The sequence below is a fragment of the Thermopirellula anaerolimosa genome (assembly GCF_054657335.1).
In genome coordinates, this window is the sequence record NZ_BAAHYX010000006.1 from 1,067,117 (window position 1) to 1,082,268 (window position 15,152).

The 15,152-nt window shown below is 59.8% G+C and carries 12 protein-coding genes and 1 tRNA gene; 8 read left to right on the plus strand and 5 right to left on the minus strand.

Annotated elements, in window-relative coordinates:
• Window positions 1-2: 2 nt before the first annotated feature.
• The 7 genes from ACYQ6J_RS10040 to ACYQ6J_RS10070 all read left to right on the plus strand — a co-directional run bounded on the left by ACYQ6J_RS10040 (window position 3) and on the right by ACYQ6J_RS10070 (window position 9,398).
• The gene (locus tag ACYQ6J_RS10040; RefSeq protein ID WP_460184047.1) at window positions 3-3,320 is read left to right on the plus strand and encodes an Eco57I restriction-modification methylase domain-containing protein; all 3,318 of its coding nucleotides are present in this window, start codon (window positions 3-5) and stop codon (window positions 3,318-3,320) included.
• Window positions 3,317-3,973 (plus strand): DNA-processing protein DprA, encoded by a 657-nt coding sequence (locus ACYQ6J_RS10045; RefSeq protein WP_460184048.1) that lies wholly within the window; start codon window positions 3,317-3,319, stop codon window positions 3,971-3,973. Before ACYQ6J_RS10040 ends, ACYQ6J_RS10045 begins: the two co-directional genes overlap by 4 nt.
• 358 nt (window positions 3,974-4,331) lie before the next feature.
• A complete protein-coding gene (locus ACYQ6J_RS10050) occupies window positions 4,332-4,559 on the plus strand; it encodes a helix-turn-helix transcriptional regulator (protein WP_460184049.1) in 228 nt (75 codons plus the stop codon).
• Window positions 4,560-4,628: 69 nt separating this feature from the next.
• On the plus strand, window positions 4,629-5,498 hold the full coding sequence (locus ACYQ6J_RS10055; RefSeq protein WP_460184050.1) for a bifunctional DNA primase/polymerase: 870 nt from the start codon (window positions 4,629-4,631) through the stop codon (window positions 5,496-5,498).
• Window positions 5,495-7,105: a DUF3631 domain-containing protein gene (locus ACYQ6J_RS10060; protein ID WP_460184051.1), complete on the plus strand. Its 1,611-nt coding sequence runs from the start codon at window positions 5,495-5,497 to the stop codon at window positions 7,103-7,105. The genes ACYQ6J_RS10055 and ACYQ6J_RS10060 overlap by 4 nt, the downstream gene beginning before the upstream one ends.
• On the plus strand, window positions 7,102-7,593 hold the full coding sequence (locus tag ACYQ6J_RS10065) for a TubC N-terminal docking domain-related protein (protein WP_460184052.1): 492 nt from the start codon (window positions 7,102-7,104) through the stop codon (window positions 7,591-7,593). Before ACYQ6J_RS10060 ends, ACYQ6J_RS10065 begins: the two co-directional genes overlap by 4 nt.
• Before the next feature lie 32 nt (window positions 7,594-7,625).
• Window positions 7,626-9,398: a site-specific integrase gene (locus tag ACYQ6J_RS10070; RefSeq protein WP_460185541.1), complete on the plus strand. Its 1,773-nt coding sequence runs from the start codon at window positions 7,626-7,628 to the stop codon at window positions 9,396-9,398.
• Here the strand turns inward: ACYQ6J_RS10070 and ACYQ6J_RS10075 are convergent.
• From ACYQ6J_RS10075 to ACYQ6J_RS10090, 4 genes are all read right to left on the minus strand, one after another.
• Window positions 9,358-9,431, minus strand: a tRNA-Val gene (locus ACYQ6J_RS10075). The genes ACYQ6J_RS10070 and ACYQ6J_RS10075 overlap by 41 nt on opposite strands.
• A 79-nt stretch (window positions 9,432-9,510) precedes the next feature.
• The gene (locus ACYQ6J_RS10080; protein ID WP_460184053.1) at window positions 9,511-9,885 is read right to left on the minus strand and encodes a YbaB/EbfC family nucleoid-associated protein; all 375 of its coding nucleotides are present in this window, start codon (window positions 9,883-9,885) and stop codon (window positions 9,511-9,513) included.
• A 611-nt stretch (window positions 9,886-10,496) separates the two neighbouring features.
• Window positions 10,497-11,417 (minus strand): PEP-CTERM sorting domain-containing protein, encoded by a 921-nt coding sequence (locus ACYQ6J_RS10085; RefSeq protein WP_460184054.1) that lies wholly within the window; start codon window positions 11,415-11,417, stop codon window positions 10,497-10,499.
• Between the two features lie 80 nt (window positions 11,418-11,497).
• Window positions 11,498-11,974, minus strand: coding sequence for a hypothetical protein (locus ACYQ6J_RS10090; protein ID WP_460184055.1), 477 nt, complete (start codon window positions 11,972-11,974; stop codon window positions 11,498-11,500).
• Window positions 11,975-12,663: 689 nt separating this feature from the next.
• Here ACYQ6J_RS10090 and ACYQ6J_RS10095 point away from each other — a divergent pair.
• Complete coding sequence (locus tag ACYQ6J_RS10095; protein ID WP_460184056.1) at window positions 12,664-13,203, plus strand: transposase; 540 nt, start codon at window positions 12,664-12,666, stop codon at window positions 13,201-13,203.
• 364 nt (window positions 13,204-13,567) lie between these two features.
• Here ACYQ6J_RS10095 and ACYQ6J_RS10100 read toward each other — a convergent pair whose 3' ends face one another.
• Window positions 13,568-14,761 (minus strand): GTPase, encoded by a 1,194-nt coding sequence (locus ACYQ6J_RS10100; RefSeq protein ID WP_460184057.1) that lies wholly within the window; start codon window positions 14,759-14,761, stop codon window positions 13,568-13,570.
• Window positions 14,762-15,152 lie beyond the last annotated feature (391 nt).

Consider the following 15,152-nt stretch of genomic DNA (forward strand, 5'->3'; position numbering starts at 1 on the left):
ACATGAAATTCGACGTTGCCGCCGTCAGGCAGTGCCTCAAGTCCTTCGACTTCAAGACCCTTTTTCGGGAACACCTGGGATGGGACAACCATCACGCGACGCTGGATGTCTCCGTCGAAGGAAACGTGTACAGACTTACAGCAGTTGCTCAGAAACGGGGATTCGTCGCGTTCTTGTGCCCCACAATTCCCGACCGAGCCACTCGCCTCAAGATCGACCAACGGGTGACCAAATCCGTCCGCGAGCACTTTGTTATCTATACGGATGAGAAGGGCGGCGAGCAGGTCTGGCACTGGGTACGTCGCGAATCAGGAAAGCCTCTCGCCAGCCGGGACCATCGATTTCACATCAAGCAAACAGGTGACCCTCTCATTCAGAGGCTCAACCAAATTGCCGTGAGCCTCGAGGAAGAGGAGCAAATCACCGTCGTGGATATAGCCGGCCGCGCCCAGGCTGCATTTGACGTGGACAAAGTCACCAAGCGGTTCTACGACTGCTTCAAGGCCGAACACGCAGCCTTCCAAAAACTCATCACAGGGATCCCCTCGGACGACGACCGCCGGTGGTACACGTCGCTCATGCTCAACCGACTGATGTTCGTGTACTTCATTCAAAAAAAGGGCTTTCTGGACGGCGACACGGACTACCTGCGCAATCGCCTCTCGATGGTACAGAAGATCCGAGGCAAGGACGAGTTCCACTCCTTCTACCGCTACTTCCTGCTGCGTCTGTTTCATGAAGGGCTTGGCAAGTCCCCCGAGGAACGAAAGCTCGACCCCGAGTTTGAAAGCCTGCTCGGCAAGGTCCCATTCCTCGATGGCGGATTCTTCGAGGTCCACGAACTCGAGCAGCGCTGGGGAAACATCGACATCCCCGACGAAGCCTTCGAGAAACTCTTTGCCTTTTTCGACCAGTACGCCTGGCACCTCGACGAACGCCCCGTCCGTGCCGACAACGAGATCAACCCGGACGTGGTCGGCTACATCTTCGAAAAGTACGTCAACCAGAAGCAGATGGGGGCCTACTACACTAAGGAGGACATCACGGAGTACATTAGCAAGAACACGGTCATTCCCTTCCTGTTCGAGGCCGCGAAGGCAAAGTGCGCTATCGCCTTCCAGCCCGATTCCGCCCTCTGGCGCCTCCTGCGCGACGACCCGGACCGGTATATCTATCCGGCCGTCCGCCATGGCGTCATTCGGGACGACGGCTCGATCGTGCCGGAATCGGACCTGCCGGATTTCGTCCAGAAAGGAATGCACGACCCCCGGGCCCGGATGTTTGACAAACGCTACAACCTGGAGCAAGCCCCGGCGGGCGACCCAATCCGGCTTGTCACCGAGACCTGGCGCGAGTACGTCTATCGGCGCAACCGCTGTCTGGAAATCCGTGAAAAACTTCAGCGTGGCGGGGTGCACGAGATCAACGACCTGATCACGCTGAATCTGGATATCTGGCAATTCGCACGGGATGCCATCATCAACTGCGAAGGGCCAGAACTTTTGCGTGCTTTTTGGAACGCAATTCAGCACGTGAGCGTGCTCGACCCCACCTGCGGTTCCGGCGCCTTCCTCTTCGCGGCCCTCCGCATTCTGGAAACCCTTTACAGCGACTGCCTCGAGCGGATGGAACGATTCGTCGAGGACCTCGAGGGGAAGAAACATCACCCGGAACAGTTCAGTGACTTCAAGAAGGTCCTGGAGCAGATCGCCAAGCACCCCAACGAACGCTACTTCATCCTCAAGTCCATCATCATCAACAACCTCTTCGGTGTGGACATCATGGAGGAGGCGGTCGAGATCTGCAAACTGCGCCTGTTCCTAAAGCTCGTCGCGCAGGTCGACACGGTCGATCAGATCGAACCCCTCCCCGACATCGACTTCAACATCCGAGCGGGCAATACGCTCGTCGGCTACGCCTCCCTGGAGCAGGTTCGCAAGTCGCAGGAGGGAACGTTCGGCTTTGCCGCCGACGAGGTGAAACGCATCGAGGAGGAGGCCGAACTGGTCGAACGCGCGTTCCAGCAGTTTCGGGCCCAGCAGACGACATATGGCGGCCGAGTGACTTACCGCGACAAGCAAGACCTCCGCAGTCGTCTCGACTTGCTAAGAGCCCAGCTCGACCATTTTCTGGCCGCTGAATACGGCGTCAACCTGGAAAAGCCCGAGGACTTCGAAGCATGGAAGAAAAGCCATCAGCCTTTCCATTGGTTCGCCGAGTTCTACGGCATCATGCGCGACGGCGGCTTCGATGTGATTATCGGGAATCCACCGTATGTCGAATACAGCAAGGTGAAGGAAACGTACCGGCTCATGCGATACCGCACAGAGCGCTGCGGCAACCTCTATGCTTACGTCATTGAACGGTGCTTCGATACCCTCCGTACAGGTGGTCGTATTGGGATGATCGTTCAGTTGCCCATTGTGTGTACCGACCGGATGATACCACTACAGGAAGAATGTCTTGGTGAAAGCAGTAACGTCTGGTTTGCAACATTCGATGACCGGCCAGCACGACTGTTTGATGGTTTGGAGCACATCCGGGCAACAATCTTCACGTCCCAGAAGGGAACTATAGAAAGAGAGATTCGCTGCATTTTCTCGACAGCGTACAATCGATGGTATTCCGATGCTCGTTTGCAACTGTTCGAGGTGCTTGCGTTCTCGGAGATTTCCGCCCACCTGATGGATGGTGCAATACCGAAAATCGGCTACCCCACCGCCAAGACGGTCAGAGAACGCATTGCAGGTTTTACATCCGTCAAAGATAGTCTGGCCAGCACTGCCAGCGGCGCGCGGGCTTACTTCCATAACGCCCCACAGTATTGGGTCCGTGCGATGGACTTCGTGCCGTACTTTTGGAACGAGCGCGACGGTGAGCAGATTTCGACGCAGGTTAAAACCTTGCTTCTGCCGTCCAAGTCCGATGCCGCCGTTGTAGTCGCAGCGCTAAACAGTTCTCTTTTTTACTGGTGGTTCCTGATTCTCTCGGATTGCCGCCACCTGAACATGCGCGAAATCGAGAACTTCCCGCTCGGTCTTGAGCAAATACCCGGGGCGCTGAAAACCCGCCTGGCCGAGTTGACCGCCAGCCTCATGGCCGACTTCAAGCGCCAGAAGGTGCGCAAGGAGTGCTACTACAAGGGCACCGGCAAGGTCGTCTACGATGAATTCTACCCTAGGCACTCCAAGCACATCATCGACGACATCGACCGCGTCCTCGCGAGACACTACGGCTTCACCGATGAGGAACTGGATTTCATCATCAACTACGACATCAAATACCGCATGGGCGGAGACGCCGGGGTGGACGAGGAATGACCAGGCGGCCGCGTGGGGTCAACGATGTCCTCCAGCCAATCCGCGTGGAACGGGGCGACGGGGCGTACCCGGCTTCGTTGACGAAGTTCCTCGGCGACCGGGCGCCGGAGTGCATTTTCCTCCAGGGGAACCCCGAGCTCCTCCAGAGGGATCTGCTGGGGCTGTTCTGCTCGATCAAGTGCCCAGGCAGTATCATTCTCAAAACCTACGATCTCTCTAGGGCGCTGCGGGACTCAGGTATTCCCGTCGTCGGGGGTTTCCATACGCCGATGGAAAAAGAGTGTCTCGCTCTTCTCCTGCGTGGGGCCCAGCCCATCGTAATCTGCCCGGCGCGCGGCTTGGAGAGAATCCGACTGGCGCGGGAAGTCAAGGAGGGCGTTCAAGCCGGTCGCGTCCTGCTTGTCTCCATGTTCGGGACTGGGCATCCCCGGGCCAGGGCTGAATTGGCGGACCAGCGGAACCGTCTCGTGGCGGCTCTGGCAGCCAGGATTTTCGTCTCCCACGCCGCCCCGGGCGGAAAAACCGAGGCTCTCTGCCGCGAGATCATCGCGCTGAGCAAGCCCCTGTTCACGATCGACGCCCCGGAGAACACCAATCTTCTTGCTTTGGGCGCGAAGGCGCTGCTCGTCAACGAGATCATCTGTGCTTCGTGAGCGGGCCGCGCTGCTACCGGCATCACCGCGTGGCAGCGGTTGCACTTTCTTCCCCTGCGGCAACTCTATCCACGCGACCGCAATGCCTTGGGCCACCGCCTCCCCAACGGCCGTTGCCAAACGCCTCCTTACTTCCGGCATGCAGAGGCGCACAAATTCCGTCAAGGACGCTGTGAATTTGTGCGCTATTTTCTTATCTGCATCGTAAGTGCTTATCTGACATAGATTTGCGCCCAATCGTCAGGGCGCACGAAATCGGCTTGGAAGCAGCACGAATTTGTGCGCGCACACCTGCGGATAGACTGCGAGAGTAAGACGTTGCAGGTTCGTATTTCAACCCGCAAGAGGAGGTATGTGGATGACCGAACGCCTGCTAACCGCCCATGAGTGTGCCCAATTGCTCCGTGTCAGCCGTCGCCATCTGGATCGGCTCAAGGCCGTTGAGGGTCTGCCGTTCGTTCGCCTGGGTCGGCGGGTTCTCTTTCCTGAAATTGCTGTTCGACAGTGGCTGCAAAGCCGGATCGAATCCGTCGACCTCGGGCCCCAAGCACACCAGGACTTGACACCGGAACGTGGCGGGGACTGAAGTCCCGCGTCGAAAGCGGTGCTTAGGCCCCGCACTCCAAAATACAAAGTTCCATGGAGGTGACTCTTCGTGGGCACCGTGAATCCTGAGACCAGTCGGGACCTCCTTTGCTACCTCGCCCGCGGTTATCGCGTGCATCCGCTCCGGCCGGGGCAAAAAACGCCCCTCCTCCCCCACTGGCCCGACAAGGCGACCAACGATGGCGCCGCCCTCCGTGAGTGGGCTCGCCAATTCCCGGGGTGCAACTGGGGGGTTGTGACGGGCGGGGGCTTCTCGGTGCTCGATATCGATCCTGCCGCCCTGGAGGCCGGCTGGCCGGGAGAAGCACGCCGGCGGGAGCTGAAGGCCACCGGCTGTCCTCTCGTGCAGACTCCCCGAGGCGGCTTTCACTTGTACTTTCGAGCCGACTGGCCGAACTCGGCGAGTAAGATCGCCCCCGGAGTGGACACCAAAGGTCCGCGGGGCTATGTGGTCGTGCCGCCCTCTGTGGTCAACGGGCGGTCCTATGTGTGGCTCCGTCCTTTGGCGGCGATCGCTGAACTCCCGGGCCCGCCGGCGTGGTTAGAAGCCGAAGTCGCGGCGGGAATCGCCCAAGCCCCGTCTCAACCCCGCTCCGCGGAGTGTGCTCCAGGGAACGTCGGCGAGGACCTGGAACTGTTGTTTGAGGGGACGCGAAACCTTGGGCTAACCCGACTGGCCGGCCGCCTGCGTCATCGAGGGCTTTCGCAACGGGAGCTGGAAGCCGCCCTGCTGGCGGCCAACGAACTGCGTTGTCGGCCGCCGCTTCCGGTGAAGGAAGTGCTGGCCATCGCCCGCAGTGTGTCGCGGTATGCACCGGGCGCGGCCGGCACCGTCTTTTCCCGAAGTGTCGCCATGCAACGGGCGTGGCGAGCTTCCGTCCGAGCCTATTCCAAACCGAGAAAAGGAGACGCGCGATGAATTGGTCCGACACCGGCCTGGAGATCTCGGTCGCCCCTGCCGCTCGGGGTTCAACCCGCCTCGTCGAAGTTTATCACGGTCCCCACACGATTCGGGAGCGCGTCGATACCGATTCGATGAGCGCCGTCCGCAAGTTCGCAAAATACACCGCGGACTATCTCAACCTGATCCAAGATGACGCCGACTTTGACGAGTTTTTTCGCTGGTTTTACGGCACCGTCACACAGGCCGCCGAGGTCGCCGATGAAAAGGCCTCGCAAGAGGCAGCACACCATCTCGCCAAAACCGCCACAGAACGGCCCAACAACGCCCTCCCGGGTCAGGGACGCCCCGTGGAGCTGCGGGACCTGGAACCGTGGCTGGATCCCGTCGATCTTGGGAAAACACTCCAACAGTGTGCCCGGTACATCCAGAAATACGTGTACTGCCAGGCTGAACAGGCCGACGCCGCGGCCCTCTATCTGGCCTGGACCTACTGCTTCAGACATTTTGAGGTGGCCCCCATCCTCGTCATCACCAGTCCCACCAAACGGTGCGGGAAAACGACCCTTCTTCGCCTGATTCTCCACGTGGCGAATCGGCCGATCCCTGCCGTGAATATCAGCCCGGCCGGCGTTTATCGGGTGGTGGATGCTTTTCTACCCACGCTCCTCATCGACGAGGCGGACACCTTTCTCGGCCGCAATCCGGAGCTGACGGGGATCGTTAACTCGGGGTGGATGCGGGACAACGCGTACACCCTCCGCTGCGACCTGGAAACCGGCGAGCCGCGGATGTTTTGCACCTTCTGCCCCAAGGTGATTGCCGCCATCGGCAGACTCTCCGACACCGTCGAGGACCGCTCGATCATCATCACCATGGAGCGCCGGCCGAAAAACGTACCTCTCGCCCGGGTCAGAAAGGCCGCCAAGACGGAAGGTGAAACTCTTGCCCGACAGTTTCTCGCCTGGGTGATGGAGCACCAGCCGGAAATCCAAGAAGCCGCCGAAGGCGAGCCTCCCTTGCCGGAAGAATTGGATGACCGCGCCTACGAGAACTGGCGCCCCCTGGTCATCCTCGCCGAACTGGCCGGGGGAGACTGGCCCGCTCGGGCAAGACAAGCAGCGCTATGGGTGTCTATGGGAAAGGTGGAAGCACCTCCCCAAGATTTAGGGACCCGACTGCTGGCCGACGTGCGAGAGGTGTTCGGCGAGGCTGACGCTTTGACATCAAGTGAACTCATTCAGCGGCTGACGAACTTGGAAGAAGCCCCTTGGTCAACGTTCTCCCATGGAAGGCCGATAAGCCCCCACAAGGTGGCGTCTATCCTGGGACGGTTTGGTGTCAAGCCAGTGAAGCGGAAAAATGCGAATCACTACCTCCGCGACGACCTCGAAAGGGTCTTCACCCTCTACCTTCCCCCTCAAAGTTCCACAAGTTCCACCGGAGTCGTAAGTGCTGATTTGGCAAACAAGTTAGGTAGTGGAACTTCGTCTAAACCCCTATCCTCTGCCGCTTCAAAGTTCCACCCCATAAGTGATTGTCTGAAAACAACTTACGACAATGGTGGAACTTGTGGAACTTTGAAAACGGATCCCGAGGAAGAGTTCGAGGAGTTTGAGCTATGAGCGACGCCATTCTGACGACACTTTTGGCCAAAGGCCTGGGTTTTGTCCTGCAAGGGGAGAGGCTCCGAATTCGGGCGAGAAAGGGCGTGGTCACCCCCGAGGAGAGGGTTTGGCTGGCCAATAATCGCGGGCTGGTGATCGCGTATGTGAGAGCACAAAAGGATCATCAAACCGACACTCCGCACGCCGGCCCCTCCCTGCCCACCAACACCCCCCAACTGCTGCTGGAGGCCCTTTGGGAGGCCGGTTTTCGGCTGGAACTGGTAGCATCCTCGAACGCCCCGTCTCGTTACATCCTGATGCCCAGGGGAGAGGCGGAGACTGACTCGAAACTGTTTGAACTTTATGACCGGTACCACGATGAGGCGGTGCGGCTGATTTTGAGCTTGCTCCCCAAAAAGGATGGCCGGCCTAACGTTCCGTGGTGGAATACCCGCGGGCGGACGCCAGCCTCTGCCTCTCAGTCGTTGTCACCGCTTTCCCAATAGCTTCACATTATTGGAGAGAAGGAGACGGATTGATGGCAAGTCTTTCTCGCGATGGCAAGGGTTGGCGGATCCTTTTCTGGGACAGTGATGGGAAGCGGAAGACGATCCGGCTGCCTCGCGGGCTGGACAAGAAAGGGGCCCAAGCCCTTAAGCTCAGGGTGGAAACCATCATCGCAGCGAAATTGGCGGGCACTCCCCTGCCTCAAGATCTCGCGCTTTGGCTGCGCGAAATCAGCAACGAGCTCCACGACCGCCTCGTCCGCACCGCTCTTGTTCCGCCCCGAGAAAACCGATTCACAGTCAAGGATTTGGTGGACCTCTGGCTCCACGAAGCCGAAAAATCTCAAGCTAAGCCGTCCACCTTAGTAGCCATGAGAGTCGGGGCGGCCAAACTCGTGGAATTGTTGGGCGATCGACCGGCCGCCATGATCACCGTGGAAGACGCCCTCCGCTATCGCGATCAGCTTCTCGCCTCTGGTCTTCGTCCAGCAACGGTGTCCCGAAGGATTCAACATGCCCGCCATATCTTTCGCGAGGCTCAACGACGAGGGCTAATCACCAAGAATCCATTCGAGGTTGTCAGACCGCCCAAGCACAACCCGGCTGATCGCCGCAGATACGTGACCGTGCAGGAGACGCAACTTCTCATCGAGGCCGCTCCCAATTCCTCGTGGCGGCTCCTCATTGCCCTCGCTCGATACGCCGGCCTACGAATCCCTTCCGAAGCCCTCTCCCTCCGTTGGGAGGACGTGCTGTGGGCCGACAACCGGCTGGTTATTCGCAGCCCAAAGACGGAACGAACTGGCAAGCCCTATCGCGTGATCCCCATGTTCCCCCTTGTGAAGCCTTACCTCGAACAAGCCTTCGAACTCGCCGAAGAGGGAGACGTGTTCGTATTCCCACAACTATGGCGGCAGCGAGCCCAAGGGGCAACCGGTTGGGTGAACTGTAACTTTCGGACACAGTTCGAACGCATTATCCGCCACGCAGGCCTGGAGCCTTGGCCCCGATTGTGGCACAACTTGCGGGCATCCTGTGAATCGGACCTAGCTCAATCGTTTCCGTTGGCAGTGGTGACCAAGTGGTTAGGAAATACCCCTAGCATCGCCCTGCGTCACTACGTTGACCCGACCGACATCGCATTTGAGCAAGCCGTTCACTGGCATCCGGAAGGACCAAAGCGAACGGCGAACATGGCGACTCCCCTGGAAAAGAGGCCCAATGCGCTCGAACGCTCCATTCATCAAGAAAACGCTGAAGCAGGGCGTCAAATCCCTACAACAACGCCCGAAGTGATCCCATCTCTTCACAACGAAGCATCGCTCCCTACACACCTTCCCTTCCGACAAGCCGCTAACGCCCAACCTCGGGCTGCCATTGAAAAGACCATTCCCATGGAAACTGCGGGCCTGTCCAAGACGTTACAGGAGAAGACGTTTAGGCCACGGCCACAGAAAACGCTCGAGAGAGAGGAAATGCTGAGCCGGGACCTTGTCTCACAATGCGTTGGGGAGCTTGCCACGGAAAAGGCAATCCCCACGGACAACCCAGCCTTGCGCGGCAAATACACGGAGAGGCGTCCCCACGCTCACACGCCCCAAAAAGGCGGTGGCTCCGAATCCGGCTCCACGGTGGCTCCAGAGACGGCGCCGCAATCGACCGCAAGAGAACGCATTGCCGAGAAGACTACGCCAGAAGTGCCCGCAAATATTGAACTTATGCGCCAACTTGCGCTGGACGCCCTCCCCTTGCCAAACCACCCAATGGGCGATGACGGATTCGAACCGCCGACTTCCACGTTGTAAGCGTGGCGCTCTAACCAACTGAGCTAATCGCCCAACGACCGTCATTCCCTCCGCTGAGTTAATGGCTTGACCCGCTGAATCCGTCAAGCCGGTGCGTTTCGGCACGCCTACGTCACGAGGATGGGGCATCGTCCTCGGGTCGCGGGGCCAGCAGATCCTTCAGTCCGTCCATGAGGGGCAGATTCATGCCGCCGCTCAATTCCTGAAGCAGTTCGGCATGCCGGGCCCGGGCCTTCCGCACCGCGTCCTTCATCGCCCCCAGCACCAACTCCTCCAGAAGCTCCCGGGAGTTTTCCCGCAAGAGTTGCGGGTCGATGCTGATCTGTTTCGGCTCCATCGTGCCGTCCAGAACAATCTGCACCAGCCCGCTCCCTGCCGCACCGGTCAATCGCTCTTCCGACAATTTTCGGCCGAGCGACTTCATCCGCTCGCCGATTTCCTGAGCATTGCGGAGCAAGGCGGCGAGGGAAGAAAGTTCCTTCAGCACGGATGGTCCCTCCAATCAAAGGCCCCACGCGGGCCCCGCGCGGTACGCATCTCTCAGCCGGCCGCCCGGATGCTTGCCCCCGGGTGCCAACGTGCTCCACCTTTTCGATTTTACACGGTTTCGCCCCGCGGTCGTAGCCCCATCCCCGAGCCACCAGCGTGAGCTCGTGGTGAGTAACACTATCGAGCTAGAGCCACCAGCGTGAGCTGGTGGTGAAGCCCGGGGTAACGCTGAAACACCTCCAGCTTACGCTGGAGGCTCCAACGCCAAGGGCTCCAGGGAGAACGAATCGCGAAACCCAGAGCCACCAGCGTAAGCTGGTGGTGGGTAGTGTGAATTGGTGTTGAGCGTTGGGTGGTGCTAAAACACCTCCAGCTTACGCTGGAGGCTCCAGGGAAAACGAATCGCGAAACCCAGAGCCACCAGCGTAAGCTGGTGGTGCATCACTGGGTGGTGGAGCGCAAAAAAAGCCACCAGCGTGAGCTGGTGGCGGGTCTCGATTAGCCTTGAAACACCTCGGGCTTACGCCCGAGGCTCTTGATTACACTGATGCATCGCGACGCACAAGGCTCATGCTCGCGGCCGAGAATCATCTCGGCGCCGTATCCCAATCACGCCTTGCGGCGGCGGACGAAGCCCAGCCCTGCCCCGGCCAGGGCCAACGAGGCCAAACCGATCATGGAAGCCGGTTCGGGAACGTAGTTGACTGAGTAATTTCCGTCATCCTTCGTGGCAATCGTCCCACCCTGGCTCGCATACGAATACCCAAAAAAGTTTCCGTTGTTGTCGAGATCCGGAGCTTTGTCAAGCATGATCTGCACGTCTGATGCGGCAAAAATCGCATTGTTCGACAACAACGGTTTGAAATCAGCGATGTTTAGTCCAGCTGCCGTATACATGATAGATAGTTCACCAGTAACCGAATGCTTGTACCCACCCAGAGGATTAGTGTCCAACTGAATCGCAAAAATGTCAGACTGAGAACTCCGGCCGACGCCGAACAACACAGTAGAATTCGAAGCCAGAGCGAGAATGTCGCTTTGCATTTGACCTGAGGTCGCAATCGAAAACGATCCCGTTAAACCATCAAACGGGTATGTTGCGCTATTAGCTGGCACTGCGAACGGGTTGTTGCCCGCTCCAGACCATTCCAAAACGACCGCGATGGACTTATTGAAGGTCCCAGATGCGACACCAAGTAAGTTTTCCAGCGTATACGTGCCGGAGGTTACGGCGTTGTGATACACGACGCCGTTACTAATGCTGGATATCTCCGCAGAATAAACGACGTAAGCAGTGTTCAACGTAGCAGTTGTGTTCACAAAAGCAACCTGCGCGATTCCAAAACCTACGTCGCCGACATCTACGATACCGTTGTTATTGACATCGACCAGAAAACCGTGGCTGTCGTCCTGAATTATGTCGTCTGTAAGGTTTTGAGACGACATGGCCGATATGACTCCCGCATAAGCCGATCCACCGATTGCCACAGTAAATGCAAGTACCGCCAACCATAGTGCGATTTTTCTCATGATCGGACTCCATGAAACCTAGATTTAATTCGGATACAATGAACAGCAAATGCTTCGGAAGACCCCGGCGAGGCGAAAATCTACGCTGGGCGAAGCAGTTCGAAGATCGGACCGGTGGGCAAGATGAGATGTGGCCGATCGATGATTCGACCGGTGAGGGGCGGGGTGAAGTTGTGGAACGTCCAATAAGCGATGGCGACCGGGGCGCCGCCGCTTGGGCCGACGCTGGTGAGCACAGAAGGGCTGCTCATGCCGGGCGCGGATGAAAGCCCGACATGCTGCGAAGTCCAAAATTGCCAGAATGGACCCTGAAGCGGTTCGGGCGGCGCCTCGGGGGTTTCGTGAACCGGTGCGGCCATGCCAGCCGGGGCCACGCCCGTAACATCCTGCACCAGCAGCGCCTGCGTCAAAGCCTGGGTATCGCCGGTGAGAAGGACCTGAGTGGGGGCGTTCAGCACACTGAGCAACCCGGCATGGACCGGCGAGGCAACCGCCGCTGCCGTAAGCAGCGCGGCCGCTAGGATGGCCGATCGTCGCCCAAGGATTGCCGTAATCATCGCCGTGGTTGCCGATTCTAGGTAAGCCTGATTGCCCCGGGCAATCACCGACCTGCCAGCGGTCGGGATCCACCCATTCATCGGTCCATTATATGCGGGTCGAAGCGGAACGCAAGCAAAATTTTTCGGATTTCGCAAAATTTTTTCCAATCGGGGGGTAAGGCGCGGTGAGTCACCGGCGTGAGCTGGTGGTGGGTAACACTGTTTAGAGCCACCAGCGTAAGCTGGTGGTGAGTAGTGTAAATTGGTGGCAAGCGCTGGGCAGTGCTGAAACACCTCCAGCTTACGCTGGAGGCTCCAGCGAAAACGAATCGTGAAAATCTAGAGCCACCAGCGTAAGCTGGTGGTGGGTAGTGTGAATTGGTGGCAAGCGCTGGGCAGTGCTGAAACACCTCCAGCTTACGCTGGAGGCTCCCATAATGAGCAACTCCAACGCTGGAGGCTCCAATGATGGGGGCTACAATAACGGAGGCTCCTAGCGAAACGAATTGTGAAACTTAGAGCCACCAGCGTAAGCTGGTGGTGGGTAGTGTGAATTGGTGGCAAGCGCTGGGTAGTGCTGAAACACCTCCAGCTTACGCTGGAGGCTCCCATAATGAGCAACTCCTGCGCTGGAGGCTCCTAGCGATGGATACTCCAGGGGGCAATCAGCGACAATCTCGCGTAACCAACGATGCGGGGCGGGGGCGATGCAGTATTGGCTTCTGACCTGGACGGTTTACGGCACCTGGTTGCCGGGCGATCCGCGGGGGTCGGTGGCTTCCGTGCGGCGCGGCCCGGGGTCCAGGCGTGAACGCGACCGATACGGCGAACCGTTCGAGCCTCCGATGCCGGGTCTGCAAGCGACGTCGGCGCGGAATCAGGCCTTTTCGACTGCGGCATTGCAGCCCGATCTCGCCCGACCGTTGCTCGAACAATTCCGGCAGACGGCGTATGTTCGGGGATGGCGTTTGGAGGCCGCGGCGATCATGGCCGATCATGTCCACGTCGTGGTCGGCATTTCGGACGATTGCCGCCCGGCAGACGCCTTGCGCGATTTCAAGGCCTACGGTTCTCGCGAGCTGAACGCCCGGACGGAAACGGTGCGGCGCTGGTGGACGCGACGCGGTTCGCAGCGATTGCTCCGCGACGAACGGGCGGTGGAAGATGCCGTGAATTACGTGTTGCGGCAGAAAAGGCCGCTCTTGGTGTGGGTGAAGGGCCAAGATACAGGTGAGCCACCAGCGTAAGCTGGTGGTGGGTAGTGTAAATTGGTGGCAAGCGTTGGGTGGTGTCGAAACACCTCCAGCTTACGCTGGAGGCTCCAATTATGAGAGAATCCAAAATTATGAGAGAATCCAACGCTGGAGGCTCCCATAATGAGCAACTCCAACGCTGGAGGCTCCAGCGAAAACGAATCGCGAAAATCTAGAGCCACCAGCGTGAGCTGGTGGTGAATAACGCGATCCAGAGCCACCAGCGTGAGCTGGTGGTGGGTAGTGTGAATTGGTGGCAAGCGCTGGGTGGTGCTGAAACACCTCCAGCTTACGCTGGAGGCTCCCATAATGAGCAACTCCTACGCTGGGGGCTCCAGGGAAAACGAATCGTGAAAATCTAGAGCCACCAGCGTAAGCTGGTGGTGAGCGATTTGAGGCGGCGGGCGGCGGTGGAGGGACCGGCGCGTGGCAACAATTCCAGGGCCTCGCGGACGGCGGCGGCCTGTTCCTCGGTGAAGGGGATCGCTTCGCCCGGCATGGGCGGCGAGGGGACCAATCGTTCGACCAAGGCTTCCAGGATTGCCGGCACGTCCTCGGGTCGGTGGGCCGACACCTCCACTCCCGGCGGGCGGTCGCCCGGCGCGGCGGGGAGGTCCGACTTGTTGTGTAGCAGGAGGGCCTGGGGATAGCGTCGCGCCAGGGCGTCGTGGTCCGGTTCCCATCCCTGCGAGCGGTCGAAGACCAGGATGACCAGATCGGCGTTTCGGGCGGCGTCTTCGGCCCTTTGCACGCCCAAGCGCTCGACGGGGTGCTCGGCCCGTCGCAGTCCGGCGGTGTCGATCAACTCGATCGGCCAACCGTCGGCGGCGATGACGGCGGAGACGAGGTCGCGGGTGGTGCCGGGCATGGGATGCACCAGCGCTCGACCGTATCCGGCCAAGGCGTTGAGGAGGCTGCTCTTGCCCGCGTTGGGCGGTCCCAGGATGACGACCTGCCAGGGCCGAATCAAGTGTCTCCCCAGCGGAATGCGGGAAGCCAGGCGACGCAGGCGATTGGCCGCTTCGGCATCGCCCCTCTCAAGACCTGCCGCGATCTCCTGCACGGCGGTGCGCAAGGCCCCGTGGTATTGGTCGAGCAGGATATCGGCGGTGCGGGTGGTTCGGGCCTGGGCCAAGGCGATTCGGGCGGCAGTCGCGATGGGGTCGCTCTCTTCGCGGAGGAGCCAATCCTGCCAGGTTTGCCGGACGAAGCCGTCGGCCGAGGCCGCTCGCACGAGGTTTTCCACTACGCGGATTCCCCCGTGGCAATGGATTTCCAGCACGGTTTCTGAGGGGCGGTAGAGCACGGCCTCTTCCGGAACCGGGCCGCCGAAATCCCAGCGGACAAGACGAGGCCGCGGACCCGGCGGAAGGTCGAGGGGTCTGCCCGACCGACCGCGTGCTCGGCGAGGGACGACCGTCGCGACCAAGGGGCCCTCCAGGCGGATCACGGCGATGGCGCCCGCCGCTTGGGCGGTGAGGACCGTCACGGTGTTTCCCGCCGCTGATGGGTCTTGCGGAGCGACGGGCGTTGCCGGGGCTTCGGGTTGCATCTCGATATTCGGAAACCAACAATGAGGTCGAGCGGCTTCCCGCGCGGGAAGCCGGAAAGTCGGGTCCCATACGACGGGGGAAGGTTGGGGCGTGCCCATTCGCGTCTACTGTCCGGCAGGTCACCGCATCACCGTTCCGCACGATTTCGCGGGCCGGGAGATGGCGTGTCCCGTCTGCGGAATGACTTTTATTATACCGGCGGAGAGGGAGACGCCGGTGGATGGGGGCGGGGCGGGACGTTCACCGCCGGTTGACGCCGGCGGCTCTGGAAATGCAACAACTGTTGACGCTGGGGAGGCTGGGAATGCACCGCCGGCTTACGCCGGCGGCTCCAAAACGGACGGCGGCTCCAAAACGGACGGCGGCTCCAAAACGGAAGGCGGATCCAAA